Origin of the sequence: Pseudomonas sp. TH04 (assembly GCF_016651355.1) — a bacterium.
GTDB lineage: Bacteria > Pseudomonadota > Gammaproteobacteria > Pseudomonadales > Pseudomonadaceae > Aquipseudomonas > Aquipseudomonas fluorescens.
This window is the reverse complement of sequence record NZ_JAEKEA010000001.1, coordinates 504,321-527,403: the sequence shown is the minus strand read 5'-3', so window position 1 is coordinate 527,403 and position 23,083 is coordinate 504,321. Positions and strand designations below refer to the sequence as shown.

General features: G+C 59.0%; 22 protein-coding genes. 11 read left to right on the top strand and 11 right to left on the bottom strand.

From position 1 onward, the window contains the following. The first annotated feature begins 10 nt into the window (after positions 1-10). Complete coding sequence (gene ahpF, locus JFT85_RS02260) at positions 11-1,576, top strand: alkyl hydroperoxide reductase subunit F (RefSeq protein ID WP_053255966.1); 1,566 nt, start codon at positions 11-13, stop codon at positions 1,574-1,576. A gap of 109 nt (positions 1,577-1,685) precedes the next feature. Here ahpF and gloA read toward each other — a convergent pair whose 3' ends face one another. Further along, positions 1,686-2,207 (bottom strand): lactoylglutathione lyase, encoded by a 522-nt coding sequence (gene gloA, locus JFT85_RS02255; protein WP_053255967.1) that lies wholly within the window; start codon positions 2,205-2,207, stop codon positions 1,686-1,688. Between the two features lie 197 nt (positions 2,208-2,404). Here gloA and JFT85_RS02250 point away from each other — a divergent pair, with 197 nt between their 5' ends. Then, complete coding sequence (locus JFT85_RS02250) at positions 2,405-2,953, top strand: DUF4946 domain-containing protein (RefSeq protein ID WP_053256504.1); 549 nt, start codon at positions 2,405-2,407, stop codon at positions 2,951-2,953. A 110-nt stretch (positions 2,954-3,063) separates the two neighbouring features. On the opposite strand, the gene JFT85_RS02245 is transcribed toward JFT85_RS02250, so the two are convergent. The 3 genes from JFT85_RS02245 to JFT85_RS02235 all read right to left on the bottom strand — a co-directional run bounded on the left by JFT85_RS02245 (position 3,064) and on the right by JFT85_RS02235 (position 6,274). Next, on the bottom strand, positions 3,064-3,426 hold the full coding sequence (locus JFT85_RS02245) for a histone-like nucleoid-structuring protein, MvaT/MvaU family (protein ID WP_053255968.1): 363 nt from the start codon (positions 3,424-3,426) through the stop codon (positions 3,064-3,066). Positions 3,427-3,624: 198 nt separating this feature from the next. Further along, positions 3,625-5,166 (bottom strand): EAL domain-containing protein, encoded by a 1,542-nt coding sequence (locus JFT85_RS02240; RefSeq protein ID WP_053255969.1) that lies wholly within the window; start codon positions 5,164-5,166, stop codon positions 3,625-3,627. Positions 5,167-5,362: 196 nt separating this feature from the next. After that, positions 5,363-6,274 (bottom strand): LysR family transcriptional regulator, encoded by a 912-nt coding sequence (locus JFT85_RS02235; protein ID WP_053255970.1) that lies wholly within the window; start codon positions 6,272-6,274, stop codon positions 5,363-5,365. A 77-nt stretch (positions 6,275-6,351) separates the two neighbouring features. On the opposite strand from JFT85_RS02235, the gene JFT85_RS02230 reads away from it, so the two are divergent. Both JFT85_RS02230 and hppD read left to right on the top strand, forming a co-directional pair. Beyond that, complete coding sequence (locus JFT85_RS02230) at positions 6,352-7,275, top strand: DMT family transporter (RefSeq protein ID WP_201229076.1); 924 nt, start codon at positions 6,352-6,354, stop codon at positions 7,273-7,275. 247 nt (positions 7,276-7,522) lie between these two features. Next, positions 7,523-8,599, top strand: coding sequence for a 4-hydroxyphenylpyruvate dioxygenase (gene hppD / locus JFT85_RS02225; RefSeq protein ID WP_053255972.1), 1,077 nt, complete (start codon positions 7,523-7,525; stop codon positions 8,597-8,599). Positions 8,600-8,655: 56 nt separating this feature from the next. Here the strand turns inward: hppD and rarD are convergent, their stop codons facing one another. Further along, positions 8,656-9,537 carry an EamA family transporter RarD gene (rarD, locus tag JFT85_RS02220; protein WP_201229074.1) on the bottom strand — a complete coding sequence of 294 codons (882 nt, stop codon included), beginning with the start codon at positions 9,535-9,537 and terminating at the stop codon, positions 8,656-8,658. A 328-nt stretch (positions 9,538-9,865) separates the two neighbouring features. Here rarD and JFT85_RS02215 point away from each other — a divergent pair, with 328 nt between their 5' ends. Beyond that, complete coding sequence (locus tag JFT85_RS02215) at positions 9,866-11,110, top strand: hypothetical protein (protein ID WP_201229072.1); 1,245 nt, start codon at positions 9,866-9,868, stop codon at positions 11,108-11,110. Positions 11,111-11,158: 48 nt separating this feature from the next. Here the strand turns inward: JFT85_RS02215 and JFT85_RS02210 are convergent, their stop codons facing one another. Beyond that, entirely contained in the window at positions 11,159-12,166 is a 1,008-nt protein-coding gene (locus JFT85_RS02210; RefSeq protein WP_201229070.1) for an aldo/keto reductase, read from the bottom strand. A gap of 81 nt (positions 12,167-12,247) precedes the next feature. Next, positions 12,248-13,150 carry a LysR family transcriptional regulator gene (locus JFT85_RS02205; RefSeq protein ID WP_069551869.1) on the bottom strand — a complete coding sequence of 301 codons (903 nt, stop codon included), beginning with the start codon at positions 13,148-13,150 and terminating at the stop codon, positions 12,248-12,250. 101 nt (positions 13,151-13,251) lie between these two features. Here JFT85_RS02205 and JFT85_RS02200 point away from each other — a divergent pair, with 101 nt between their 5' ends. Beyond that, positions 13,252-13,956 (top strand): SDR family oxidoreductase, encoded by a 705-nt coding sequence (locus JFT85_RS02200; protein ID WP_069551868.1) that lies wholly within the window; start codon positions 13,252-13,254, stop codon positions 13,954-13,956. A gap of 145 nt (positions 13,957-14,101) precedes the next feature. Here JFT85_RS02200 and JFT85_RS02195 read toward each other — a convergent pair whose 3' ends face one another. Further along, a complete protein-coding gene (locus tag JFT85_RS02195) occupies positions 14,102-15,412 on the bottom strand; it encodes an MFS transporter (protein ID WP_078828365.1) in 1,311 nt (436 codons plus the stop codon). Between the two features lie 161 nt (positions 15,413-15,573). Between JFT85_RS02195 and JFT85_RS02190 the strand changes: the two genes are divergently transcribed. The 3 genes from JFT85_RS02190 (at position 15,574) to JFT85_RS02180 (ending at position 18,589) form a co-directional block, all read left to right on the top strand. Then, positions 15,574-16,680 (top strand): sugar diacid recognition domain-containing protein, encoded by a 1,107-nt coding sequence (locus tag JFT85_RS02190; protein WP_053255978.1) that lies wholly within the window; start codon positions 15,574-15,576, stop codon positions 16,678-16,680. A 91-nt stretch (positions 16,681-16,771) separates the two neighbouring features. Continuing rightward, positions 16,772-17,914, top strand: coding sequence for a glycerate kinase (locus JFT85_RS02185; RefSeq protein ID WP_201229063.1), 1,143 nt, complete (start codon positions 16,772-16,774; stop codon positions 17,912-17,914). A 162-nt stretch (positions 17,915-18,076) separates the two neighbouring features. Next, positions 18,077-18,589, top strand: coding sequence for a GNAT family N-acetyltransferase (locus JFT85_RS02180; RefSeq protein WP_053255980.1), 513 nt, complete (start codon positions 18,077-18,079; stop codon positions 18,587-18,589). Here the strand turns inward: JFT85_RS02180 and JFT85_RS02175 are convergent. Further along, entirely contained in the window at positions 18,586-19,278 is a 693-nt protein-coding gene (locus JFT85_RS02175; protein WP_069551865.1) for an aspartate/glutamate racemase family protein, read from the bottom strand. The genes JFT85_RS02180 and JFT85_RS02175 overlap by 4 nt on opposite strands. Positions 19,279-19,441: 163 nt before the next feature. Here JFT85_RS02175 and JFT85_RS02170 point away from each other — a divergent pair, with 163 nt between their 5' ends. Together JFT85_RS02170 and JFT85_RS02165 are read left to right on the top strand one after the other, a co-directional pair. Next, entirely contained in the window at positions 19,442-19,936 is a 495-nt protein-coding gene (locus JFT85_RS02170) for a hypothetical protein (RefSeq protein WP_069551864.1), read from the top strand. 69 nt (positions 19,937-20,005) lie between these two features. After that, on the top strand, positions 20,006-20,677 hold the full coding sequence (locus JFT85_RS02165) for a DUF3313 domain-containing protein (protein WP_053255983.1): 672 nt from the start codon (positions 20,006-20,008) through the stop codon (positions 20,675-20,677). A 157-nt stretch (positions 20,678-20,834) separates the two neighbouring features. Here JFT85_RS02165 and JFT85_RS02160 read toward each other — a convergent pair whose 3' ends face one another. Then, on the bottom strand, positions 20,835-22,229 hold the full coding sequence (locus tag JFT85_RS02160; protein ID WP_053255984.1) for a DUF1254 domain-containing protein: 1,395 nt from the start codon (positions 22,227-22,229) through the stop codon (positions 20,835-20,837). 280 nt (positions 22,230-22,509) lie between these two features. Beyond that, positions 22,510-22,875 (bottom strand): response regulator, encoded by a 366-nt coding sequence (locus JFT85_RS02155; RefSeq protein WP_069551863.1) that lies wholly within the window; start codon positions 22,873-22,875, stop codon positions 22,510-22,512. Positions 22,876-23,083 lie beyond the last annotated feature (208 nt).

The window sequence follows — 23,083 nt, the reverse complement described above, 5'->3', positions numbered from 1 at the left end:
AATCGCCCGTATGTTGGACGCCAATCTTAAAGCTCAGTTGAAGTCATACCTGGAACGGGTCACCCAGCCGATCGAGATCGTCGCCTCCCTCGACGACGGCGCGAAATCCCAGGAAATGCTTGCTCTTTTGCAGGACGTAACCAGCCTCACCACGCTGATTACCCTGAAAACCGATGGCGATGATGCGCGCAAGCCATCGTTCTCCATCAACCGCCCGGGTGCCGATATCAGCCTGCGTTTCGCCGGCATCCCTATGGGCCATGAATTCACTTCGTTGGTGCTGGCCCTGCTGCAAGTGGGTGGCCACCCATCGAAGGCCAGTGTCGAAGTGATTGAACAGATTCGCGCTTTAAAAGGCCAGTTCAGCTTCGAGACTTACTTCTCGTTGTCGTGCCAGAACTGCCCGGACGTGGTCCAGGCGTTGAACCTGATGGCGGTGCTTAACCCGAACATCCGCCACGTCGCTATCGACGGTGCGCTGTTCCAGGCTGAAGTCGATGAGCGCCAGGTCATGGCAGTGCCCAGTGTTTACCTCAACGGGGTGAACTTCGGCCAGGGCCGCATGGGCCTGGAAGAAATCCTCGCTAAACTCGACACCAGCGGCATCGAAAAAGCCGCCGAGAAAATCAGCGCCAAAGACGCCTTTGATGTGCTGGTCGTCGGCGGTGGCCCGGCCGGTTCGTCGGCGGCCATCTACGCGGCGCGTAAAGGTATCCGCACCGGTGTGGCAGCTGAGCGCTTTGGCGGCCAGGTGCTGGACACCATGTCCATCGAAAACTTCATCTCTGTGCAAGAGACCGAAGGGCCGAAACTGGCCAGCGCCCTTGAAGCGCATGTGCGTCAGTACGACGTGGACATCATGAACTTGCAACGTGCCAGCAGCTTGATCCCCGCGAAAAATGCCGGTGACTTGCACGAGATTCGCTTTGAAAGCGGTGCGACCCTCAAGTCCAAGACCGTGATCCTGGCCACCGGCGCCCGCTGGCGTGAAATGGGTGTACCGGGCGAGCAAGAATACAAAGCCAAAGGCGTGTGCTTCTGCCCGCACTGCGATGGTCCGTTGTTCAAAGGCAAGCGTGTAGCGGTGATTGGCGGTGGTAACTCTGGCGTTGAAGCGGCCATCGACCTGGCCGGTATCGTCAGCCACGTAACGTTGCTTGAATTTGACAGCAAGTTACGCGCCGATGCGGTGTTGCAGCGCAAGCTCTACAGCCTGTCGAACGTTGACGTGATTACCAGCGCGCTGACCAGCGAAGTCAAAGGCGATGGTCAGAAAGTCACGGGCCTGGCCTACAAGGATCGCGACAGCGGTGAGTTCCACACCATCGACCTGGAAGGCATCTTCGTGCAGATCGGTTTGCTGCCCAACACTGACTGGCTCAAAGGCACTGTGGAGCTGACGCCTCGTGGCGAGATCATTGTCGATGCCCGTGGCGAAACGTCCCTGCCAGGGGTGTTCGCTGCCGGCGACGTCACCACTGTGCCGTACAAGCAGATCGTGATTGCGGTAGGCGAGGGTGCCAAGGCTTCCCTGAGTGCATTCGATCACTTGATCCGAACCTCCGCGCCGGCATAAAACCACACCGGCCAATAAAAAACCCCATGAGTGATCATGGGGTTTTTTTTGTGCTTGCGCGTTGCGTGGGCAGGCATCCAGTGACACTGCGCACGCCCCTATCGGCGGTTTACATCGGCGCCGGCTGAATAATCTCAACCCAGTACGCGTCAGGGTCCTTGATGAATGCCAGGCTTTTCATGCGGCCATCGGTCAAACGTTTCTGGAAATCGCAACCCAAGGCTTCAAAGCGCTCGCAGGCCGCCACGATATCCGGCACCGAAATGCAGATATGGCCAAAGCCGCGAGGGTCGGTGTTGCCATTGTGGTAGGCAAAATCGGCATCGTTTTCAGTGCCGTGGTTGTGGGTCAGTTCCAGAATGCCCGGGATCGACTTCATCCACTGGGTACGTTCAGCGGCGTCTGCCGGGATCTGGGCTTTGTCCACCAGGGCCAGGAAGTACAGGCTGAATTCGGCTTCCGGGAAGTCGCGCTTTTCAACCAGGGAAAAACCCAGGACGCGGGTATAGAAATCCAGCGACTTGGTGATGTCTTTGACCCGCAGCATGGTGTGGTTGAACACGAAGTGGGTGGTCGCGGTGTCGGGTTGGGCGGTGACGCCCGGGAAAGTGTTCAGATCGTGCAGGCTCATGGGCCCTCCAGAAAAAATCGGGCAAGCTCGGCTTGAAGTGAGAGTAGCGTTCCCTTGGCTTGCGGCAAGCATCCATGCAGCCGCGCCATGATACGCAAGGCCTGCCTGCTGCGCCAAATGAAAAGGTCACACAGCGCTTGCGACTTGCGGGTGTCGGGCGTCAAACTTTGGCGCTTGAACCTTGGGTGTTTTTCGTAATGATTGAATTCCGTAAACCGCTGTTAAGTGCGTTGTGTGTGCTGTTTGGTCCACTGTTGGGCAGTTCGTTCGTGCAAGCGGCAGACCCGGAAATTCATTGGCCCAGCGGCTGGCAAGTCGAGGAGGTGGTGCCCGACGACGCGGCACCGGCAACCCCTCAGGCGGTGTCTCGGCAACGCGCGATCAAGAATGATGAAAATGGCAATACCTTGATGGTCATGGAGTTGACCGGCACACCGATTGAGGCCGGGCATAAAGTTAATCTTCAGGGTGTGTTGCTGGACATGCGTAAATCCATCCAGAAAGAATTTGCCCGCAGTGGTTATCAAAGCGTGTGCAGCAAAATGCACCCAACCACATTGAGTGGTCTTGACGCGATGGAAACTACTTGCGTGATTACCGAGAACGGGCGACACGTATTGTCACAAACATTGGTGGGCGCGGTTGATACCGATAAAGCGTATGTTTTTTCATACGCGGGGCAAGCCGAAGCCTATGAGGCGAGTCGGGGCGAAGTGAGTTCGGTGCGCGACAGTCTGAAACTTTGAACAATCCATTTTGATCGATTTTGAACAAAGTGAACGGTTAGTTGGATTCGTTTTTGAACCCGCCAACAAAAAGCCCCGCCAATGCGGGGCTTTTTGCCAGACGTTGTCGATCAGCCGCGAAGCCAGGAATCTACAGTGGCGGCGCCATACTGTTCTTTCCAGGCTTTCAGGCCGCGGTGGTTGCCGCCTTTGGTCTCGATCAGCTCGCCGGTATGTGGGTTATGGTAGACCTTGACCACGCGTGCGCGGCGCTGTTTGGGTGCGGTCACGGCAGCACCGGCTTTGCCCGGGTTCGGATCAAGGATCGAGATGATGTCGCGCAGGCCTTTGCCGTAGTGCTTCATCAAGCCCTGCAGCTTTTCTTCAAATTCGATTTCTTTTTTCAGGCCGGCGTCGTTCTTCAGTGATTCCAGCTGGGCAAGCTGTTCTTGAAGGGCTTTTTCTGCTGCGCGAAATTCGGCGAGTCTGGACAAAATCTGTACTCCAATAGTGTAGTTGGCTGATATCAACTGCAGACAAAGCTAGTAAGCCAAGAGCTTAAGGTGACTCAAAGAAAGAGGCCTTTCTGCGAGTTCAGCACAGGCAGGAAAAATTGTAGTAGTTAATGTCGCACGAGTAAATCACGCCGTTGCTTAAATAAGATTATTTCATTGAGCGCAGTAGATGGCTATTCAATGGCTGGCCAGCGACTTAATGAACTCTTCACAGGGTAACGGTCGGCCGAACAGGTAACCCTGCAGGAAATCCACACCTTGTGCCGCGAGGTATTCGCACTGCTCCGTGGTTTCCACACCCTCAGCGACAATACCCAGGTCCAGCTTGCCGGAGAGTTCGATGATGCTGTCAAGAATATGCCTGGAGAGTGCATCAGCGCCAATCATGGCGACAAAGCTTTGATCGATTTTCAAGTAGTCGACGTTGAAGTTACGCAAGTAAGCCAGGCTCGAGTGGCCGGTGCCAAAGTCATCAATCGCGATCATCACCCCCAGTTGATGCAGGGCGTCGAACAAGCGGCGGGTGATGTCGGTAGGCTGGATCAGGTCGCGCTCGGTCAGCTCCAACACCAGGGTCACTTGGCCTTGGGCAAAGGCGGCGAGAAACTCCCGACAATCCTGGACCAGGTCCAGATCCAGGCAGTGGTGCGCCGTGATGTTCACGCCGACATGAAAGCCCGGGCTGAAGCGCGCGGCGTGCGGGGCCAGTTGCGCGGCGGTCTGGCGCAGCAGTGAGCGGGTCATCGGCACGATCAGGCCGGAGTGCTCGGCCAGCGGGATAAACAGGTCGGGGCGCACCAACCCTTCCTTCGGGTGTTGCCAGCGCATCAACACTTCACAGCCGGCCCATTCATGGGTATCGCCGCGTACCACGGGTTGGAAATAGGGAATGAACTCGTTGGCACCCAAGGCGCGCTGCAGCTCGTGGGTGGGGGCGGACGAGCGCTTTTGCAGCCAGTGCGCGAGCATGCCCGCCAGTACGCCAAAGAACACCAGCAGGCTGAACAGTGCCGGGTAACGCGCTTCCATATAACGCCAGACCTCACCGTCGGGCATGCCTGCGTCGACACTGTAGTGATATCGCTCAGAGGCCAGGTGATGATGGGCCACGGCAAACTCCGGCACCGCTGTGTTGTGGACTTTGCCGTCGGCATCCAGCCAGTTGGGGCCGACTTGCAGGATCAGGTACGTGTAGCGGCTGATCAGGCGCAAGGCGTTGGTCAGGTGGTAGCCGTCGACAGAGGCAAATGCAGCTTTGTCGCCGTCGACCAGGCGGTAAACCAGCAGTGCGGTGTCCGGCGTCACCGGGTTGCCGTTCATCAACCACAGCACGCCATCAACGTAATCGTCCGGGTTGACCGCTGACTGGTAAGTCCCGCCGAACAACGAGCTGCAATAGATGTTTTTCTGCCAGGACAGGGTCGTCGCTCGCACAAACGGCCGACGCGTCACCTGCTCACGCAGCGCCAGTTGCGTGCCGTTGTCACAAGGTTGGCCGGCCAGCGGCAGCAAGGCCCGGGCGGCGAGGGCCGTGTTGTCGAGCATCAAGTCGAATTGGCGAACGGCTTCGTGGGCGGTTTGCTCCGTGCTTTGTTCAAGCGTACGTTCGGCTTGCCAATAAAGAATCGCAACCCCGAGTAAAACCGGGAGCACGCCACAGATGCCGCTGATAAGGGCGCGTGCAGTTCGGCTTCTTGGGCCTTTGGCGGTGAGGGGCATAGGGGCAGCCAATAACGATAAACACAGGGAGGTATGCCGATGATAGATGGCATTGCGCTGGGGCGCTCGGTTGTTTAAAGCCCATGCCCCGGGCCTCTGGGTCAGTTGTGGCGAGTCTCTCATCCTGGGACGATAAACATCGCTGCGAACAGTAGGCGCGCCACCAACAATGCTTTCTTCTGTCGCTCTCAGCCGTTCAAGCCAGCGTTGACGGGGTATCGTTCAGTGCGATAAGTCCGGGGGCGGTGCACTTTTGCGCCAGCGCGATAAATGCCAGGGTGGCCGGCGAGGATTGGCGACGGTCAAGCACGGCCAGGCCGATCCGGCGGGGCACCGCCGGCGTCAACGGCCGCGCAGCGTAGCGCGGGTCGACGCGTTCCGGTAGCGACGCTTGCGCGACGATACTCAACCCATCACCACGGCTGACGGCGTCCAGCGTGCTGAGCAGCTGGGCGCAGCGATAACGCACTTTAGGCCTTAACCGTGCCTCGCTGAACAAGCGCATCACCAGTTCCGAGGAGCCGGCCTCGGTGAGAATAAACGGGTCATCACACAGCGCTGCCAGGGGCAGCGCCGCGTTGGCGGCCAGTGGATGAGCGGCGGGCAGCAGTGCCACCAGTTGGTCCTCGAACAAGGCCACGGTGTCGAAGCGTTCGTGATCCAGCACCACGAACCCGACATCGATGCGTCGCTCATCCAGCCACTGGATAACCTGTCGGTCGGGCCCTTCGTCCACGTGCACTTCGATACCCGGATAAGCCTGTCGAAACTGCTGCAGGAGGGTCGGCAGCAGACGGATTGATGCCGTCGGCCCGAACGACCCAATCCGCAGCGTGCCGCGTTTCATTCCACGGGCGTCGGCCGCTTCCTGTTGCAAGGTATTGGCCAGACCGAGCATCGCGCGGGCGCGCCCGAGTAATTGCGCGCCGATATCGCTCAGTTCCACCAACGACTGGTGGCGCCGGAACAATTCCACGCCCAGCTCTTGTTCCAGGGCTTTGATTGCATGCGACACCGCCGATTGACTGATGCCCAGGCGGTGAGCCGCACTGGTAAAACCTTGCAGTTCGGCGACCAACGAAAAGATTTCCAACTGGGTCAGGGTCATGAGTAAAGGCTCATTTTACGATTACCGATCATTAGTCGAAGAATACGCCAATCCTTCAGTGCCCCGAGCAAATCCTCATGCAACCCGTGTCCGATCGACTGACCTATCTGAAACTTGCCGCCGTTACCATGCTATGGGGCGGCACGTTTGTCGCCGGGCGCTACCTGGCTGATCGGGTCGACCCGTTACTGGCCGCCAGCCTGCGGTTTATCCTGGCCAGCCTGGCACTGTTGCTGTTTATGCTGTGCGCGCGGGTCCCTCTGGCGCGACCCAGTGCTCGCCAACTGGTGCGGCTGTTCGTGCTGGGTTTTTTTGGCATCTTTTTTTATAACCTGTGTTTTTTCTATGGCCTGCATTACGTCAACGCCTCGCGCGCGTCGTTGATCGTGGCGTTGAATCCGGCAGTGATCGGCCTGGCCGGATGGTGGCTCTTCAAAGAGCGCCTGAGTGCCGGCAAAGTCGCGGGCATCGCCTTATGCCTGGCGGGCGCGGCCGTGGTGATCGTCAGTCGCAACCCGCAGGTGCTGCACAGTACCGCGAGCAACTGGCGCGGCGACGGGCTGATTATTGGTTGCGTCGTGGGGTGGGGGATCTACTCGCTGTTTTCCCGTGAGCTGAATCGCAGCCTCGGTCCGTTGCAAACCGTCACCTGGTCAGTGCTGCTGGGCACCTTGATGCTGACGCTCCTCAGCCTGGTTATGGGGCGTTTCACTGTCGCCGGGCTCGGCAGCCTGCATCTGCCGCAGGTCTTGAGTTTGTTGTACCTGGGCGTGTTGGGATCAGCCCTGGCGTACATCGGCTATTACGACGGCATTCGGCGCATCGGCGCGACCCGTGCCGGGGTGTTTATTGCGCTGAACCCTCTGACAGCCGTGATTTGCGGCGCATTACTGCTGGGCGAACAATTGACCGTGGCCATGGGGCTGGGCGGCGCGGTGATCCTGTGCGGCATATACCTGTGCAACAAACCCCTTGCGCAGGCCAAGCCAATGGGGATTTGATAAGAGTGCGGACAAATACTGTTACGCTGTGTAGAATCGATTTACGCATACAAGAATATGGACTTGCGCTCACGCAAGCCTCGGCTGTCAGAGACTGATGTAACCATGAAGCTACTCGGCTCCCCCCTGATCTTTGGTGACTTCCTCGCACGCAGCGTGCGGGGCCTCTCTTGTGCGCCTCCCTCCCACCTCATCCTTGCTCGCAACTGACTATTTGTGTGTTCACTACAAGAATGAGGCGCCGAAAATGGCCGACCAATACGAAAACCCAATGGGCCTGATGGGCTTTGAATTTATCGAATTCGCATCGCCAACCCCGGGCACCCTGGAGCCGATCTTCGAGATCATGGGCTTTACCAAAGTCGCCACCCACCGCTCCAAGAACGTCGACCTGTTCCGCCAGGGCGAGATCAACCTGATCCTCAACAACGAGCCCAACAGCCTCGCGTCTTACTTTGCGGCCGAGCACGGCCCGTCGGTGTGCGGCATGGCGTTCCGGGTCAAAGACTCGCAACAGGCCTATAACCGTGCGCTGGAGCTGGGCGCCCAGCCTATTCACATCGAAACCGGGCCGATGGAACTGAACCTGCCGGCGATCAAGGGCATCGGCGGCGCGCCGCTGTATCTGATCGACCGTTTCGGTGAGGGCAGTTCGATCTATGACATCGACTTCGTGTTCCTCGAAGGCGTCGACCGCAACCCGGTGGGCGCCGGCCTCAAGGTTATCGACCACCTGACCCATAACGTCTATCGCGGGCGCATGGTCTACTGGGCCAACTTCTACGAGAAACTGTTCAACTTCCGTGAAGCGCGTTACTTCGACATCAAGGGTGAATACACCGGCCTGACCTCCAAGGCCATGAGCGCCCCGGATGGCATGATCCGCATCCCGCTGAACGAGGAGTCCTCCAAGGGCGCCGGCCAGATCGAAGAGTTCCTGATGCAGTTCAACGGGGAGGGCATCCAGCACGTGGCGTTCCTCACCGACGACCTGATCAAGACCTGGGACGCGCTGAAGAAAATCGGCATGCGCTTCATGACGGCGCCGCCGGACACGTACTACGAAATGCTTGAAGGCCGCCTGCCGAATCACGGTGAGCCGGTGGACCAACTGCAAGCACGCGGCATTCTGCTCGACGGCTCCTCGATTGAAGGCGACAAGCGTCTGCTGCTGCAGATTTTCTCGGAAACCCTGATGGGCCCGGTGTTCTTCGAATTCATCCAGCGCAAGGGCGATGATGGGTTCGGCGAGGGTAACTTCAAGGCACTGTTCGAGTCGATCGAGCGTGACCAGGTGCGTCGTGGCGTCCTGACCGCCGACTAAGCGTAAAAAAGCCCGCCCGAGGTTAACCCTCGGGCGGGCTTTTTATTGCCTGCCAATTACGCTCTGCGCTGGCGTACCAGGTGTTTGAACCCCTCATACACGAGCACCATCACCGCCAGCCAGATCGGGATGTAAGTCAGCCATTGGCCGCCCTTGATGCCTTCTCCCAAGCTCAACGCCACCACCAGCAGCAACACAGGCTCTACATAACTGAGCAGCCCGAACAGGCTGAAGGGTAACAAGCGGCTGGCAACGATATAGCTCACCAACGCCGAGGCACTGATGACCCCCAGCAGCGGAATCAACGCATACAGCTTGGGATGAATGTCCATCACCGCAAAACCTTGTTCGCCGTGCTGCACAAACCACCAGGCCACGGGCAGCATCAGCGCCATATCCAGCCATAGCCCGCCCAGGTGGTCGGTGGTGAGGTATTTGCGCACCACAAAATAGATCGGGTAACCGATGATCACCACCAGTGTCGCCCAGGAAAAACCACCGGCCTGGTACAACTCGTTCAGCACCCCGAGCGCGGCGAAAAAAACCGCGATCTGCTGCAGGCGCGACAGTTGTTCGCCGTACACCAGGCGCCCGGTCAGCACCATGGTCAGCGGCAGCAGGAAATACCCCACCGACACATCCAGGCTGCGCCCGTTAAGCGGCGCCCACATAAACAACCACAATTGCAAACCCAGCAAGGCCGATGACACGAGCACGCCGCCGATCAGCCTCGGCTTGGCCACCAACCTGCGCACCAGCTCCCACACGCGCCGCCATTCGCCACTGACGATCATGAACACGGTCATGCAGGGCATGGTCAGCAACATGCGCCAACCGAAAATCTCCAGGCCGCTCAATGGCGTGAGCAACGAAGTGAAGTAATACATCACGGCAAATAACACCGAGGCCGATACCGATAACACAACACCTTTAGACACAGCGTCCTCGCCAAAACCCATGGATACAAAAGACAGGAAATCTGGGGGGAATATAGGGTGCATGACATTGTTTGTCACGACGATTAAGCCGATTTAATGGAACAAACTCCTACGCAGATATCACATAGGTTTTACAACGTTTAGTTAGCCTGGCTGAACGTTCTCTTGCCTAAAGCGCTGCTGCATTTAGGCGAGCCATGGAAACCGCTCGACCCCAACGGATTAATGGCAACTTCCTGAGTGTCAGTCACCGCACCTGTTACGACGGTGCGCGTGGAAAACCGCTCAGCAAATTAATGGTTTAGACTTTTGATAGAGAGTAGACGGCATGCGCGGTATCTCACCCTATTATGGCTCCTCACCAGCTTCTTTCAGCGGCCTGCCTGGCATTATCGGTCGATTTGGCGAAAGCCACGCATTTCCCAAGGATGATATACCGGCCTGGAAAAAGCTTAATATTTATAGAGAATTCTCCGCATCGTTGGCAAGCGATACAGAACGCGGCGTACTGACGCCGGGCGGCAAAGAATTGCTTGATGCGCTGGTATTGCCAGATGCCGCGAAGCAGCCCCACGTAACGGTTTACACGTTTAATGTGGGGCGTCATCAGGCCAAGGATATGTTCATGGTCAAGCGCGAACCTATCGTGCCAGGCAAAGTTAACTTCGTACTGTGGATGCAGCAGAAAGACTTTAAGTCAAATCATGAATTTAAAAGTTATCGGGAAATAGATAATTTTTTGAAAGATTTACCCAAAAAGCCTGAAACGTTTAACGCCTTTCTTGCCCACTTTGGAGATAAAGCAGAATCTGCACCGGTCAGTGCCGCCGTGCAGGCACTGGCCTACGCGCCTGAAGGCAGCGCCCCCAAGGTGCTGATGGGCCCAGGGAAACAGATCATTGGGAATGTGTTTGAACACCTGAATCAATTCAGCGCAAATCCCACCCAGTGTATTTTTGTGAATGGCCTTGTTAATCAGGAACTCGAGTCGATTGATGCAGGCAAGCCTACCTTCAGTGGTGTACGACCCGATGGCGAGAAAGTGGTCTATCGGTACGACTACCACGGTAACTTGCTGGGTTCTGGCAATAGAGGTAATTTTTACTTCCTCAAAAATGGTGCTCACAGTCAATTGCCGCTTGTGCCAATAACACTGGCACAATTCAGGGCGCTCGTTTTCAGGGAGCGTGGTGACCTGAGTGCTGTGATCAATGTCGTTGCCAATTTTCTCGAAAAACCATTTACCGGCGTGTCTGCTTTTTTGCAAATGCTGGGTGTAGATAAAGCCACTGCCGACACTGTTCAGCAGGGCCTGGACAATCCAGTCAATGCAGTGTTGCTGTTTTTAAATAAAAATAATGATATCGGTAAGGTGTTCGGTCTGCCAAAAAGTGAAATGGACCAGGCGCTTACAGTGTTCGCCACTACCGCTCAAGGCTTTGTACCTGGCTATGGCACCTACAGGACTGTCGCCGCCGTGATCGCGAAGATATTAAAACAAGTGCCTTTGACAGAACAGGACATCAGAGAGGCTGCCCATGGGTTAGACGTTAAAGTAGAAATAAAACCCTAAGCCTGCAACGAAAACACCGCCCACACTGGAGAGTGTCGGCGGCTGTTGTTATCGGCTAATCCGCCCCGACACAAAATGGCCTAAATCATTGAACCCCGGTGTAGACGAATGCCCCGGTGTCACCAGCGAGTCAATAAACGCCTCATCTTCAGCGTTGATCTTCACATCCAGCGCCCCGGTGTACGCATCCCACTGGGCCTCGGTACGCGGCCCGACGATCGCCGAACTGACCGCCGAGTTGTTCAGTACCCAGGCAATCGCAAACTCGACGATCCCCACGCCACGCCCTTGGGTGTATTGCTGAATCTGCTGGGCGATACGTAGCGACTCAACCCGCCATTCGGTTTCCAGAATGCGTTTGTCCTGACGTGCTGCGCGGCTGCCGGCTTCGGGCGTTACATCCGGAGCGTATTTGCCACTGAGCACACCACGCGCCAGCGGGCTGTAAGGCACCACGCCCAGGCCATAGGCGGCTGCGGCGGTGATTTGCTCGATCTCGGCCTGACGATTGACGATGTTGTACAACGGCTGGCTGATGATCGGCTTGTCTACGCCCAAACGCTCGGCCACGCGAATCACTTCAGCGATGCGCCAACCCCGGTAGTTGGACAGGCCCCAGTAACGAATCTTGCCTTGGCGGATCAGGTCGCCTATTGCTGACACCGTGACTTCCAGCGGCGTGTCGTGGTCTTCGCGGTGCAGGTAATAGATGTCCAGGTAGTCGGTGTCGAGGCGGGTGAGGCTGGCTTCGAGGGCGTTGAAAATGCGCTTGCGGCTCAAGCCATTGCGGTTGGGTAAACCGTCCAACGGGCCGATGCCGACTTTCGACGCCACCACCCAATCCGCACGATGGCGGGCGATGGCTTCACCGACGATTTCCTCGGAGCGCCCGCCGGTGTAAACGTCGGCAGTGTCGATAAAGTTGATGCCCTGGTCCCAGGCCTTGTCGATGATGCGCAGCGCGTCTTCGGTACTGGTCTGTTCGCCAAACATCATGGTGCCCAGGGTCAGTGCGCTGACCTTCAACCCGGACTGGCCCAATGTGCGATAAATCATTCAAAGATCCTCATGGCTGGGAAACGTGAGTGATGCAATACCAGACTCAAGGGCTCTGGAACAACCCCTGCGCGGCGTTCTTCATGTGTTCAGCAAGGTCTGACAGCGTTCCTGTAAAAAGCGGTGCAGCACTTTGACCCGTTCCGACACTTGCAGGCGGTGAGGGCACATCAGGTTGAAAGGGGTGGGCTCACCTTGCCAATCGGGCAGCAGCGGCACCAGGCGCCCGGCCTTGATATCCCGGGCGATATCCAGGTTGGCCTTATACGCAATCCCGTGGCCGGCCAAGGCCCAGCGGCGAACAATTTCGCCATCGTCGCTGAGGTAATCCCCGCTCACTTCAACTGCCTGAAGCTGTGCCCCTTGGCGAAAGTACCAGGTGTTATTTGGCTGCCCGCGACGCATGTAGCGCAACGTACTGTGCTGCGCCAAGTCGGCAGGCGTACGCGGTGTGCCGTGACGCGCGAGGTAGTCAGGGCTCGCGCAAGGCATGCGCTGATGGCCGGGCACGACGGGCAATGCCACCAGGCTGGAGTCGCGTGGCACCCCAAAGCGCAAGGCGATGTCGACGGTGTCGCGGAACAGATCGGCGTTGCTGTCGTTAAGCAGCAACTGCAGGCGGATGTTCGGGTGCTCGAGTTTGAATTCATCCAGCCAACCCAGCAGCACATTGCGCCCGAAATCCGAGGGGGCAGCCAACTGCAACAGGCCGCTGAGGCTTTGGCCTTGTTGTTTGATCGCCTGCTCGCCCTCGGACAAGGCTTCCAGCGCTATGCGTACGCTGTCCAGATAACGCCGGCCTTCTTCGGTCAGGCGCATGCTGCGGGTGGAACGGGCGAGCAGGCGGATGCCCAGCCGGGTTTCCAGGCGTTTGAGGGCGATACTGGCCGCTGCCGGCGTGAGGTTAAGGCTACGCGCGGCTGCCGAGAGGCTGCCTGTGTCAGCGGTGCGCACAAACACTTCAAGGTCCAGGGTTGAGCTCATTTGTAAAAATCCTTTAAAGATCTTGTCGTTTTACCGGGATTTTTCGCCGATTGCCAAGCTGAGAAGATCAACGCTCACTTTCTCACTCAGGTATCAACCTCATGACATCCTCCCTCAACGGTAAAACCGTCATCGTGATTGGCGGCAGCAGCGGTATCGGCGCAGCAGTGGCCAAGGCCGCCGTAGCACGTGGCGCCCAGGTGGTGCTGGCCGGGCGCCGGTTGACCGCGAGTGTCGACAACGGTGTGCGCAGCGAGCCGGTCGACGTCACCGACAGCGTCTCCCTGCAGCGGTTGTTCGAATCGGTCGGACACGTTGATCATCTGGTCTTTACCGCCGGGCCGTCGGTGCGCGCCAAAAACCTCAGTGAAACCGACCTGTCCGAAGCCCAGGACAACTTCAATGTAAAACTCTGGGGCGCGCTGCGGGCGATCCAACAGGCACTGCCGTTTTTGGCTGAGCACGGCAGCATCAGCCTGACCTCGGGCCAACTGGGCCGCAAACTGGCGCCCGGCCAGTTGATCAAGACCGGCATCAACGCAGCGACCGAGGCGCTGGGCAAGCAACTGGCAAAAGAGTTGGCGCCACGTCGGGTCAATGTGATCAGCCCGGGTGTGATTGATACGCCGGCTTATGCAGGCCTGGCAGAGGAGCAACGGTTGGCGATGTTCGCCAAGGCTGGCGGGGGCTTGCCGGTGGGGCGAGTCGGCCAGGCTGAGGAAGTTGCGGCGGGGTATGTGCTGGCCATGGAGAATGGATTTATGACCGGTGCCGTGCTGGATATCGATGGCGGGGGGTTGCTGTAAACACAGCAGACATGCGCGGTTTATCCGCCGTGGCGGCTGAGATCAACACCAAAACGATCAAAGGGCCGCGCACGGCGGCCCAGCAGCCGGCCTGAGGGGTGTGGCTCGATGGCAAGGCGCACCGCTCAGGTTGGCGGTGTTGTCGTCAGACTTTCAAGGTCCGCGTCATGCGCAATGCCAGCACGCTGCCGGCGACAATCACCGCCGCCAGCAGGTACAACGCGATGTCCGTGGACCCGGTGGCATCCTTCACAAACCCTACGATGTAGGGGCTGAGGAAGCCGGCCATCTGGCCCATGGAGTTGATCAACGCCAAACCGCCTGCCGCCGCGCCCGCGCTGAGCAGGGCGGTTGGCACCGGCCAGAACATTGGCAGGCCGGTGAGGGCGCCCATGGTGGCGATGGTCAGACCGAGAATCGCAATTGCCGGGGTGGTGGCGAAATTCACCGCGATCACCAGGCCGATCGCGCCCATCAACATCGGCACCACCAAATGCCAGCGACGCTCCTTGCGCAGGTCGGCGGAGCGGCCCACCAGCAGCATGAACACCGCGGCCAGCAGATACGGAATCGCACTCAGCCAGCCAATCACCAGGTTATCGCTGAAACCCAGGTTCTTGATGATCGACGGCAGCCAGAAGTTGATCGCGTACACGCCGCTCTGGATGCAGAAATAGATCAGGCCGAACGCCCAGATGGCCGGGTTCTTGAACACCGCGCCGAGCGAATCGGTGGCAGTTTTCGGCTTGTTGGCCAAGTCTGTCGCCTGATCGGCTTCCAGTACCGCACGCTCATGGGCGGTGAGCCACCGGGCATTGGCAAAGCTGTCGCTGAGCAGGAAGTACGCGAGTGCACCGAGTATCACCGTCGGGACCCCTTGCAGCAGGAACATCCACTGCCAGCCCGCCAGGCCACCCTGGCCTGCAGCAAAGTGGTTGAGGATCCAGCCGGAGAATGGGCTGCCGAGCAAGCCGGAGACCGGAATCGCCGACATGAACAAGGCCATGATCCGCCCACGGCGAAAGGTCGGGAACCACTGCGAGAGGTACAGCACCACGCCAGGGAAAAAGCCGGCTTCAGCCGCACCGGTCAATAAGCGCAGGGCGTAGAAATGCGTCGGTGTCGTGACGAACAGCAGGCAGGTGGACAAGGTGCCCCACACGATCATCATCAACGCAATCCAGCGGCGCGGGCCGAACTTGGTCAGCGCCAGGTTACTTGGCACGCCGCACAACACGTAGCCGATAAAGAAGATCCCGGCACCGAGGCCGTACACCGTCTCACTGAATTTCAAGGCGTCGAGCATCTGCAACTTGGCAAAGCCAACGTTCACCCGGTCAAGGTAGTTGAACAGGTAGCAGATAAAAATGAAGGGGATCAGGCGCAGGGTAATGCGCTTGTAGATGGCGTTTTTATCGTCATCGGTGGCCAGTGTGGCAGCGGCGCTCTGTGACATGGCAGTCTCTCTTTATTATGATTTTTCGCGATGCGAGGGTAACGTTGATCGCCCAAAGAGTCTCGGCCACCGGCCGGGGCGCTGTCTTTGTGCCAGCGCACAGTCAAGCAGCCTTTGCGCTGTGCCGATGAACAACCCTGCCTTTCAAGGAACTTAGCCCCATGTTCGAGCTGGATCATGACCTGGCGCAGGATATCGTCAATCGCACCATGGCGATCCTGCCCTACAACGTCAACGTCATGGACAGCCAGGGCTTGATCCTCGGCAGCGGCGAGCCGGAGCGCATCAACACCCGTCATGAAGGCGCGCAGTTGGTGCTGGCCAATGGTCGTGTGGTGGAAATCGACGGCCAGACCGCCAAACACCTCAAGGGCGTGCAACCGGGCATCAACCTGCCGCTGATGCACGACCAGCGGCTGATCGGCGTGCTCGGCATTACCGGTGAGCCGGAGCTGCTGCGTACTTACGCCGAGTTGGTGCGCATGACCGCCGAAATGCTGGTCAGCCATCGTCATCAACAAGCCGAACAGCAATGGCGGCGCCAGCGCTGTGATGATCTGCTGGCGTTGCTGCTGGCCGACGCCGGCGACTCGCCGCGCTTGGTCGATGAAGCGCAACAGCTGGGGCTCAAACCGCAAATGACGCGCACACCGTACTTGTTCGAATTGGGCGTGGGCCAATCGGCGGACGCGTTGAGCACCTGGCTCACCAGCCGCTACCCGGACAGTTGGTGCGTGAGCTGCGCGCAATTTTCCCTGCTGTGGTGCCGACCTGCAGCGGTGCACGTGGATAACCTGCGCTTGCTGGAGAAGCTCGAAGGCCTCGGCTGGAATATCCTGCGAGTGGCCGTGGGCGGGCAGGCCGATGGTTTGGCGGGGTTGCGCCGTTGTTACCGTCGCGTGGGGGATTTGCTCGCCTATGGTCGCGACATTCTTCCGCACTCCCGGTTGTTGACGCTCAACCGTTATCGCCTGCCCGTGATGCTCTGGCGACACCGTAATGAAGACGCCCTCGACGAACTGCTCAACCCGTTGCGCAAAGTGCTGGCCAAGGACGCCAACGGTCAGTTGCTGACGACCTTGCGCAGTTGGTGCGAACACGACGGCCAGAGTCAGGCGTGTGCCGATGCGTTGGGTATTCACCGCAACAGCCTGCGGTATCGGATGGAGCGCATAGCCGAGTTGAGTGGTGTCGACCCACTGACCCTCGATGGCATGCTTGCCCTTTACCTTGGCGTACAGCTGTTGCCCCAGGTTTTGTCGAAATGAACAACAAACCTCGCTCACCCTTGTGCATCTGACCGGCGTCATTGCCGCAGCCAACTGGCAGCATGGGCGTTATAAAAAACGGAGAAGCCCCATGAAAATCATCATCGCCCCCGACTCATTCAAGGACAGTCTGAGTGCCGAAGGCGTCGCCCAGGCAATTGCCGAAGGGTTGGCCCACGTGTGGCCGCAGGCACGCCTGATCCAGTGCCCGATGGCCGATGGCGGTGAAGGCACGGTGGCTTCGATCCTCGCCGCCTGCCATGGCGAACTGCGCAGCCACACCGTGCGAGGCCCGTTGGGTGGGGCGGTTGAGGCGCACTGGGGCTGGCTGGCCGACAGCCACACCGCGATTATCGAGATGGCCGAAGCCAGCGGCTTGCAACGCGTGCCGCCGGCTCAGCGCGATGCCTGCACCAGCAGCACCTACGGCACCGGCGAACTGATACGCGCGGCGTTGGATGCCGGCGCCCGGCGCGTCATCCTGGCGATTGGCGGCAGCGCCACCAACGACGGCGGCGCAGGCGCGATGCAGGCGCTCGGGGTGCAACTGTTCGACGCTCACCACCAGGCACTTGCGCCCGGTGGCCTGGCCTTGGCTCAGCTGGAGCGCATCAGCCTCGAACAACTGGACCCACGGCTGGCCCACGTGCGTTTTGAGATTGCCGCCGACGTCAACAACCCGTTGTGCGGTGCACACGGCGCCTCTGCGATCTTCGGCCCGCAAAAAGGTGCGAATGCGCAGCAGGTCGAACACTTGGACGCCGCCCTCGGCCACTTTGCCGATCACTGCGCCAAGGTGCTGCCCAACGATGTGCGCGATGAGCCGGGCAGTGGCGCGGCGGGAGGCCTCGGGTTCGCCGCCAAGGCCTTCCTGGGCGCGCAATTTCGCGCCGGGGTTGAGGTGGTCGCCGAATTGGTCGGGCTGGACCAGGCCGTACGCGGTGCCGACCTGGTGATTACCGGCGAAGGCCGTTTCGACGCCCAGACGCTGCGCGGCAAAACCCCGTTCGGCGTGGCACGCATCGCCCGCCAGCACAACGTGCCCGTGATCGTGATTGCCGGCACGCTGGGCGAGGGCTACGAGCAAATGTACGCTCACGGTGTGGACGCCGCCTTCGCCTTGCCTTCGGGCCCGATGAGCCTGGAACAGGCCTGCAGTGAAGCGCCGCGTTTGTTACGCGAGCGGGCCGCGGACATCGCACGCTTATGGCGGCTGGCCGCGCTCAAGGTTTAATCGGCAACCCCGTGCGCCAACGGCTCGATCCAGCCCGGGTGCAACCGTTTTCGTAGCGACGCAGGCATCGCCGGCTGATTTGCGCGAGGACTTCGCGCTCGTCAGAGACGCGGGTTTGCCCCTACACTGGCCTGCCACTTGTCTTTCAAAGGATGAAACACAATGCACACACCTGAACCCCACATCGTGATCCAGCGCTTTACCGAAGCCCACCTTGAAGGTGTGACTGCGCTCTATAACGAACCGGCTGTGTGTCGTCAGGTGCTGCAAATGCCTTTTCAGTCGATCGAGGCCTGGCGCAAGCGCCTGGTGATGGACAACGAGCGGCGGCTACAGCTGGTGGCGATGCATGGCGGCGAGGTGATTGGTCAGCTCGGCATGGAGCAGTACCTGCGCGTACGCCAGAGCCACGTCGGTTCATTCGGTATGGGCGTGGCGACGGCCTGGCAGGGCAAGGGTGTGGGGTCGAGGTTGTTGACGGCCGCGCTGGATGTAGCCGACAACTGGATGAACCTGCACCGCGTCGAACTCACGGTGTACGCCGACAACGAGGCGGCGCATAACCTGTACCGCAAGTTTGGCTTCGAAGTCGAAGGCCGGTTGCGCGATTACGCCCTGCGTGACGGTGTGTTTGTCGACACCCTGAGCATGGCGCGCCTGCGCAAATCGGCTTAATCCGCCAGCGCGAACGCCACCGCAGCCTGCGCATGCAGCTCGGTGGTGTCCAGCAATGGCAGGTCGCTGTGTTCAGGCTTGATCAGCAGGCCGATTTCCGTGCAGCCCAGGATGATCGCCTGGGCACCCCGTGCGGCCAGGCTCGCGATTACGCGCTGATAGACCTGACGCGAAGCCGCCTTGATCACCCCGACACACAACTCCTCATAGATGATCCGGTGCACGGCCTGGCGCTCGTCCGCGTCGGGCACCAGCACGGTCAAGCCCTGGGCGGCCAGACGCGATTTGAGGAAATCCTGCTCCATGGTGAACGCGGTGCCCAGCAGGCCGACCTTCAGCGTGTCGCGCGCTACGGCCGCCGCCCCGGTGGCATCGGCAATATGCAGAAACGGAATCGACACCGCCGCTTCGATGCGTGGCGCCACCCGGTGCATGGTGTTGGTACACAGCACCACACACTCGGCACCGCCGGCTTGCAGGCGGCGCGCGGCATCTTCCAGAATCAGCGCGGCGTCATCCCAGCGGCCGGCATGCTGAGCCTGTTCCACCGGGCCGAAATCCACGCTGTACATCAACACCTGCGCAGAGCGCAGTGGGCCAAGCTGGTTGCGCACGCGTTGGTTGATGATGCGGTAATACTCGGCGCTGGACTCCCAGCTCATGCCGCCGATTAGGCCGATGGTACGCATGCGAAGCTCCTGACAAGGAATGTCGCGTTACCTTACTCAGCGCCTGCAGATTAGTCATATGCAGTTACCGGCTAAATGACCGGAGCAGTTTTAAGCCATACGGCAAGCCGTCACTTCTGCCATGATCTGACTTCGCAACCTGGCTCACCCAAGGAAATCTGCAATGGACGATGTACAGCAACTGGGCGAGATGCTTCGTCACTACGCCGATAGCGAAGCGCACAAGAAACAGCAATTCGACCTGCAGTCGGCACGCTGGGCGCAAAAACTCGGTGAGTTGTTCGGGCAGATTGAACAGTGGCTGGAGCCGGTCAAGACCGTCGGCCTGCTGGACGTCCATCGCGAAGCCTATGTCGCCAGCAGCCCAAGCCTGCCGGTCGAAAGCTCGACCTTCAAGACCGAGAAGCTCACCGTGCAGATCACCGGCAAAGCCGTCGAGTTCGTGCCGGAAGTCATGGGCACAGGCGGCTTGATTAACGTTTCGGTGATAGGCCTGACCGCTGCTCGGCACGGCAGTATCTCGCTGGTGCTGCCGCCGGAAAAACATGACTGGCTATGGAAGAAAACCAATGGCCTGAAAGACCCGGACACGTTCGCCTTCGACGCCAACTTCCTGGCTGCGCAGTTACAAAGCCTGATCCCGCGCGAACGTGGCTGAGCAATTTCCTTCCGTGTTAGCTATACCTAGGGACCGTTGTTTCGACGATGACCGCCAGGGAGTTCAATGATGAAACTAAGGCTAATGCTCAGTTCGCTGTGCGTCGCTACGGTTGCAGTGTCCGGCTGCGCCTCGAAGGTCCCCCAACCGGGCGAGTATTCCGGTTTTCTCGCGGACTACAGCCAACTGAAAGCGGCCAAGTCGCCTTCGGGGGCCGAGGTGATGCGCTGGGTCGATCCCCACCTGGACCTCAAACGCTACACCGCGGTGTATATCGAACCCACTCAGTTCTATCCCAAACCCCAGGCCACTACGAAAATCCCGTCTAGTACCCTGGACGGCATCAACCGTTACTACAGCGCGGCGCTCAAGCGCGAGTTGACCAGGTCAATGCCGTTGGCCAATGCCCCCGGCCCTGGCGTGATCGTGGTGCGCGCAGCCATTACCGCAGTGAGCAGCAAGACCGAAAGCCTCAAGCCTTACGAGTACATTCCCGTGGCGTTGGTGGTGGCCGCGGTGAGTACCGGAACCGGTATTCGTGACCAGGAAACCACACTGGGCACTGAGGCGCAGTTTCTGGATGGCGCAACGGGCAAGGTGCTCGCGCAGGTGGTTCGCAAAGGCACCGGCAAGCCGTTGTCCAACGATTCTCAAGTGATGAAAGCTGATGACGTTAAAAGCGTCATCGATGGCTGGGCGGCAGACGTGTATCAGTCTTATGTGAAGCTGAAGAACCGCTGAGGGTTGCACGCATTGCCGGCGCCAGCTTTGTTATAGCCGGGCAGGGCGGCGAATCAGGCAGGCTCGCAAGCCCTGCGTCAGTGAGGTCAGGGCTGCAGTCATTTCATGGAGGAGGGGCGTACCCGGCCAAAGCGTGGTTTCGGCCGGGCACCGGGTGTTACTTGAGCGGTGTCAGCGGTGGCAACGTCCATTGCGCCGCTTCAGGCTTGGGCAGGTAAATCCGCAGCACGGCATAAAACGGGCCGGGCGGGGCCGGCAACCAGTTGCTCTGTTCGGCTTTGGGCGGCTCGTGGTGCTGCAATGCCAGGGTCAGCCCGCCGTCGGCGTCCAGCTTGAGGTCGGACAGCATCCGCGAATTGATCAGGTAGCGTTTCTTGAGGTTGTGCGCCAGCAACTTGGTCTTCGCGTCGTACATGGTCAACGACCAGAATGCATCGGCGGGCGGCAATTGGTCCTTGTTGAAGTGCACGGTGTAGCTGTGGCGCGCACCGTTGGCCGGCTTGCCTTCGCTGTCAACCGAGTAGGTCAGGTTGATGGCCTCGTCGGGGGAGTTGCCGAAAATCCCCAGATCGGCCCCGGCATAGCGGTACAGGTAGTTATTTTTCAGGCGATCGCGGCTGCCGTACAGGTCACTGCTGGACACTTGATGGGTGTCGATCTTGTCCTTTTTGAATGCCGCAAACTCAGCCCGGCCATCGGCGATGCCATCTTCCAGCGCCTTGCGCTGTTCGGCGGTCAATGCCTTGGCCTTGAACGGCGCGCCAGGCGCGATACCGATCTTGGCAAAGCGGGCCAACAGGTCTTTTTCGCTGTCCTGGGGCGCGGCATACGCCAGCATGAAGTTCAGGTAGCGAAACAGCTGCGGGCCTTCGGTCATGGTCGCAGTAGGCTTGGGCCATTCAATCTTCGGCACCGGCGCCGGTGCGGGCTGTTTTACATAGCTGCTCAGCGCCTGCACTTTGTAGCCGTTTTGAATCTGCTTGACCTTGTTCAGGTCCTTGTCGTCGAACAATTGCGTGCGATACAAAGCGTAGGCGATGTTACTTTCGCTGTAGATCACTCGGTCGATGTCAACCGGCTGCTGCCCCTTCCAGTCCGGGCCGGCGATCATGTAGTGGCCGCCATTGTTGCCGGTGCTGCGGGTGCCCAGGTAAGCCATGTTCTGCGTATAAAGGTCGATCAACTGCACCGAGTAGTAACGGTTGTCTTCGATCTTTGGCAGGGTCAGTACCAGAGGTTCCTTGCGCAGGTCCATCCATACGAACGAGTAGGGTGTGTCCGCGTTCGGGGTGGCGAACGCCGTGTCCTTGGGCGTGAAGATCTGGGCGGTACTCGCGATATGATTGAACGGCGCCTTGAATTTGGCCCCGCCTTTATCAACGGCCTGGGTGTAGAGCCTCTTGTACATCGCCACCACCGGGTAGCCATAGAGATAGGCTTCTTTGGCGATGGCCCGGGCTTCGGCAGGGGTTGCGGTAAAATCGGCCCAAGCGCCGGTACTCATCAGAATCGAGAGGCTCGCCAACAGCAGGCGCGTCGGTTTTCCAATCATGTTGTTGCGTCCTTCCAGAGTGCTTTTTAAAGGGCGGTGTAGAGTAAAACGCCGAGTTTCCATTTTTAATGGCCGCACGTCACGTTAATCCCTTCAAACACGCTCAACTGAAGTAGATCGCAGTCATTCTGATGTCGGGTCGCGCACGTCGTTTTAAGCTGGCAGTAATATCCCGCCTTGCTGGAAAGCCGTATGCATGGATGGGCTTATGGGGGGCGGGCAGGGTGTTGCGAAGAGGGCGAAACGCCGCCACTGCTGGGCGGCGTCGAACGAGGTCGGCTCAGGCAGCGGGCAACATCGATTTGACCTTGTCACGCAGTTGATCGATCGAGAACGGCTTGCCAATCACCTGCATACCGGGCGATACATCAATGTTTTCGGCATAGCCGCTGGCAAACAGAATCGGCAGGCTGGGGCGCAGTTCACGCACTTTGGTCGCCAGTTGTTTGCCGTCCATATCCGGAAGGCCCACGTCAGTCATCATCAGGTCAATTACCAGGCCAGCATTTTCGACGATTTTCAAGGCCTCCTCAGCGTCTGCAGCTTCAACCACTGTGAACTCCAATTCTTCAAGTACATCGACGATCAGCATGCGCACGATGGCGTCGTCTTCGACTACAAGGATGGTGGAGGAGGTAGCGGACATAGTGAAAATTCCCGAAAAATGGAAGGGCAGGTCTTTAGCGGTTGAAAGACCATTCTCTAATGAGTCGCGTCAATCTCGGCAAGTTCCGTAGGCTGTGGCATTGTGAAGGGAATGGGGGGAAATGTCGCGTTGCCTGCGAGCGGCTGTCATCAACAGGGGCGGGGCGTCAATGGCATGTTCCAGAAGCACCATTGACGCAAGGTGATGG

Coding starts and splice junctions, on each gene's coding strand:
- JFT85_RS02230 (WP_201229076.1), top strand. CDS start 6,352: ATGCAACCCGTGTCCGATCGACTGACCTATCTGAAACTTGCCGCCGTT.
- ahpF (WP_053255966.1), top strand. CDS start 11: ATGTTGGACGCCAATCTTAAAGCTCAGTTGAAGTCATACCTGGAACGG.
- hppD (WP_053255972.1), top strand. CDS start 7,523: ATGGCCGACCAATACGAAAACCCAATGGGCCTGATGGGCTTTGAATTT.
- JFT85_RS02180 (WP_053255980.1), top strand. CDS start 18,077: ATGCACACACCTGAACCCCACATCGTGATCCAGCGCTTTACCGAAGCC.
- JFT85_RS02160 (WP_053255984.1), bottom strand. CDS start 22,229: ATGATTGGAAAACCGACGCGCCTGCTGTTGGCGAGCCTCTCGATTCTG.
- JFT85_RS02195 (WP_078828365.1), bottom strand. CDS start 15,412: ATGTCACAGAGCGCCGCTGCCACACTGGCCACCGATGACGATAAAAAC.
- JFT85_RS02235 (WP_053255970.1), bottom strand. CDS start 6,274: ATGACCCTGACCCAGTTGGAAATCTTTTCGTTGGTCGCCGAACTGCAA.
- gloA (WP_053255967.1), bottom strand. CDS start 2,207: ATGAGCCTGCACGATCTGAACACTTTCCCGGGCGTCACCGCCCAACCC.
- JFT85_RS02200 (WP_069551868.1), top strand. CDS start 13,252: ATGACATCCTCCCTCAACGGTAAAACCGTCATCGTGATTGGCGGCAGC.
- JFT85_RS02250 (WP_053256504.1), top strand. CDS start 2,405: ATGATTGAATTCCGTAAACCGCTGTTAAGTGCGTTGTGTGTGCTGTTT.
- JFT85_RS02165 (WP_053255983.1), top strand. CDS start 20,006: ATGAAACTAAGGCTAATGCTCAGTTCGCTGTGCGTCGCTACGGTTGCA.
- JFT85_RS02185 (WP_201229063.1), top strand. CDS start 16,772: ATGAAAATCATCATCGCCCCCGACTCATTCAAGGACAGTCTGAGTGCC.
- JFT85_RS02205 (WP_069551869.1), bottom strand. CDS start 13,150: ATGAGCTCAACCCTGGACCTTGAAGTGTTTGTGCGCACCGCTGACACA.
- JFT85_RS02175 (WP_069551865.1), bottom strand. CDS start 19,278: ATGCGTACCATCGGCCTAATCGGCGGCATGAGCTGGGAGTCCAGCGCC.
- JFT85_RS02215 (WP_201229072.1), top strand. CDS start 9,866: ATGCGCGGTATCTCACCCTATTATGGCTCCTCACCAGCTTCTTTCAGC.
- JFT85_RS02240 (WP_053255969.1), bottom strand. CDS start 5,166: ATGCCCCTCACCGCCAAAGGCCCAAGAAGCCGAACTGCACGCGCCCTT.
- JFT85_RS02190 (WP_053255978.1), top strand. CDS start 15,574: ATGTTCGAGCTGGATCATGACCTGGCGCAGGATATCGTCAATCGCACC.
- JFT85_RS02155 (WP_069551863.1), bottom strand. CDS start 22,875: ATGTCCGCTACCTCCTCCACCATCCTTGTAGTCGAAGACGACGCCATC.
- JFT85_RS02210 (WP_201229070.1), bottom strand. CDS start 12,166: ATGATTTATCGCACATTGGGCCAGTCCGGGTTGAAGGTCAGCGCACTG.
- JFT85_RS02170 (WP_069551864.1), top strand. CDS start 19,442: ATGGACGATGTACAGCAACTGGGCGAGATGCTTCGTCACTACGCCGAT.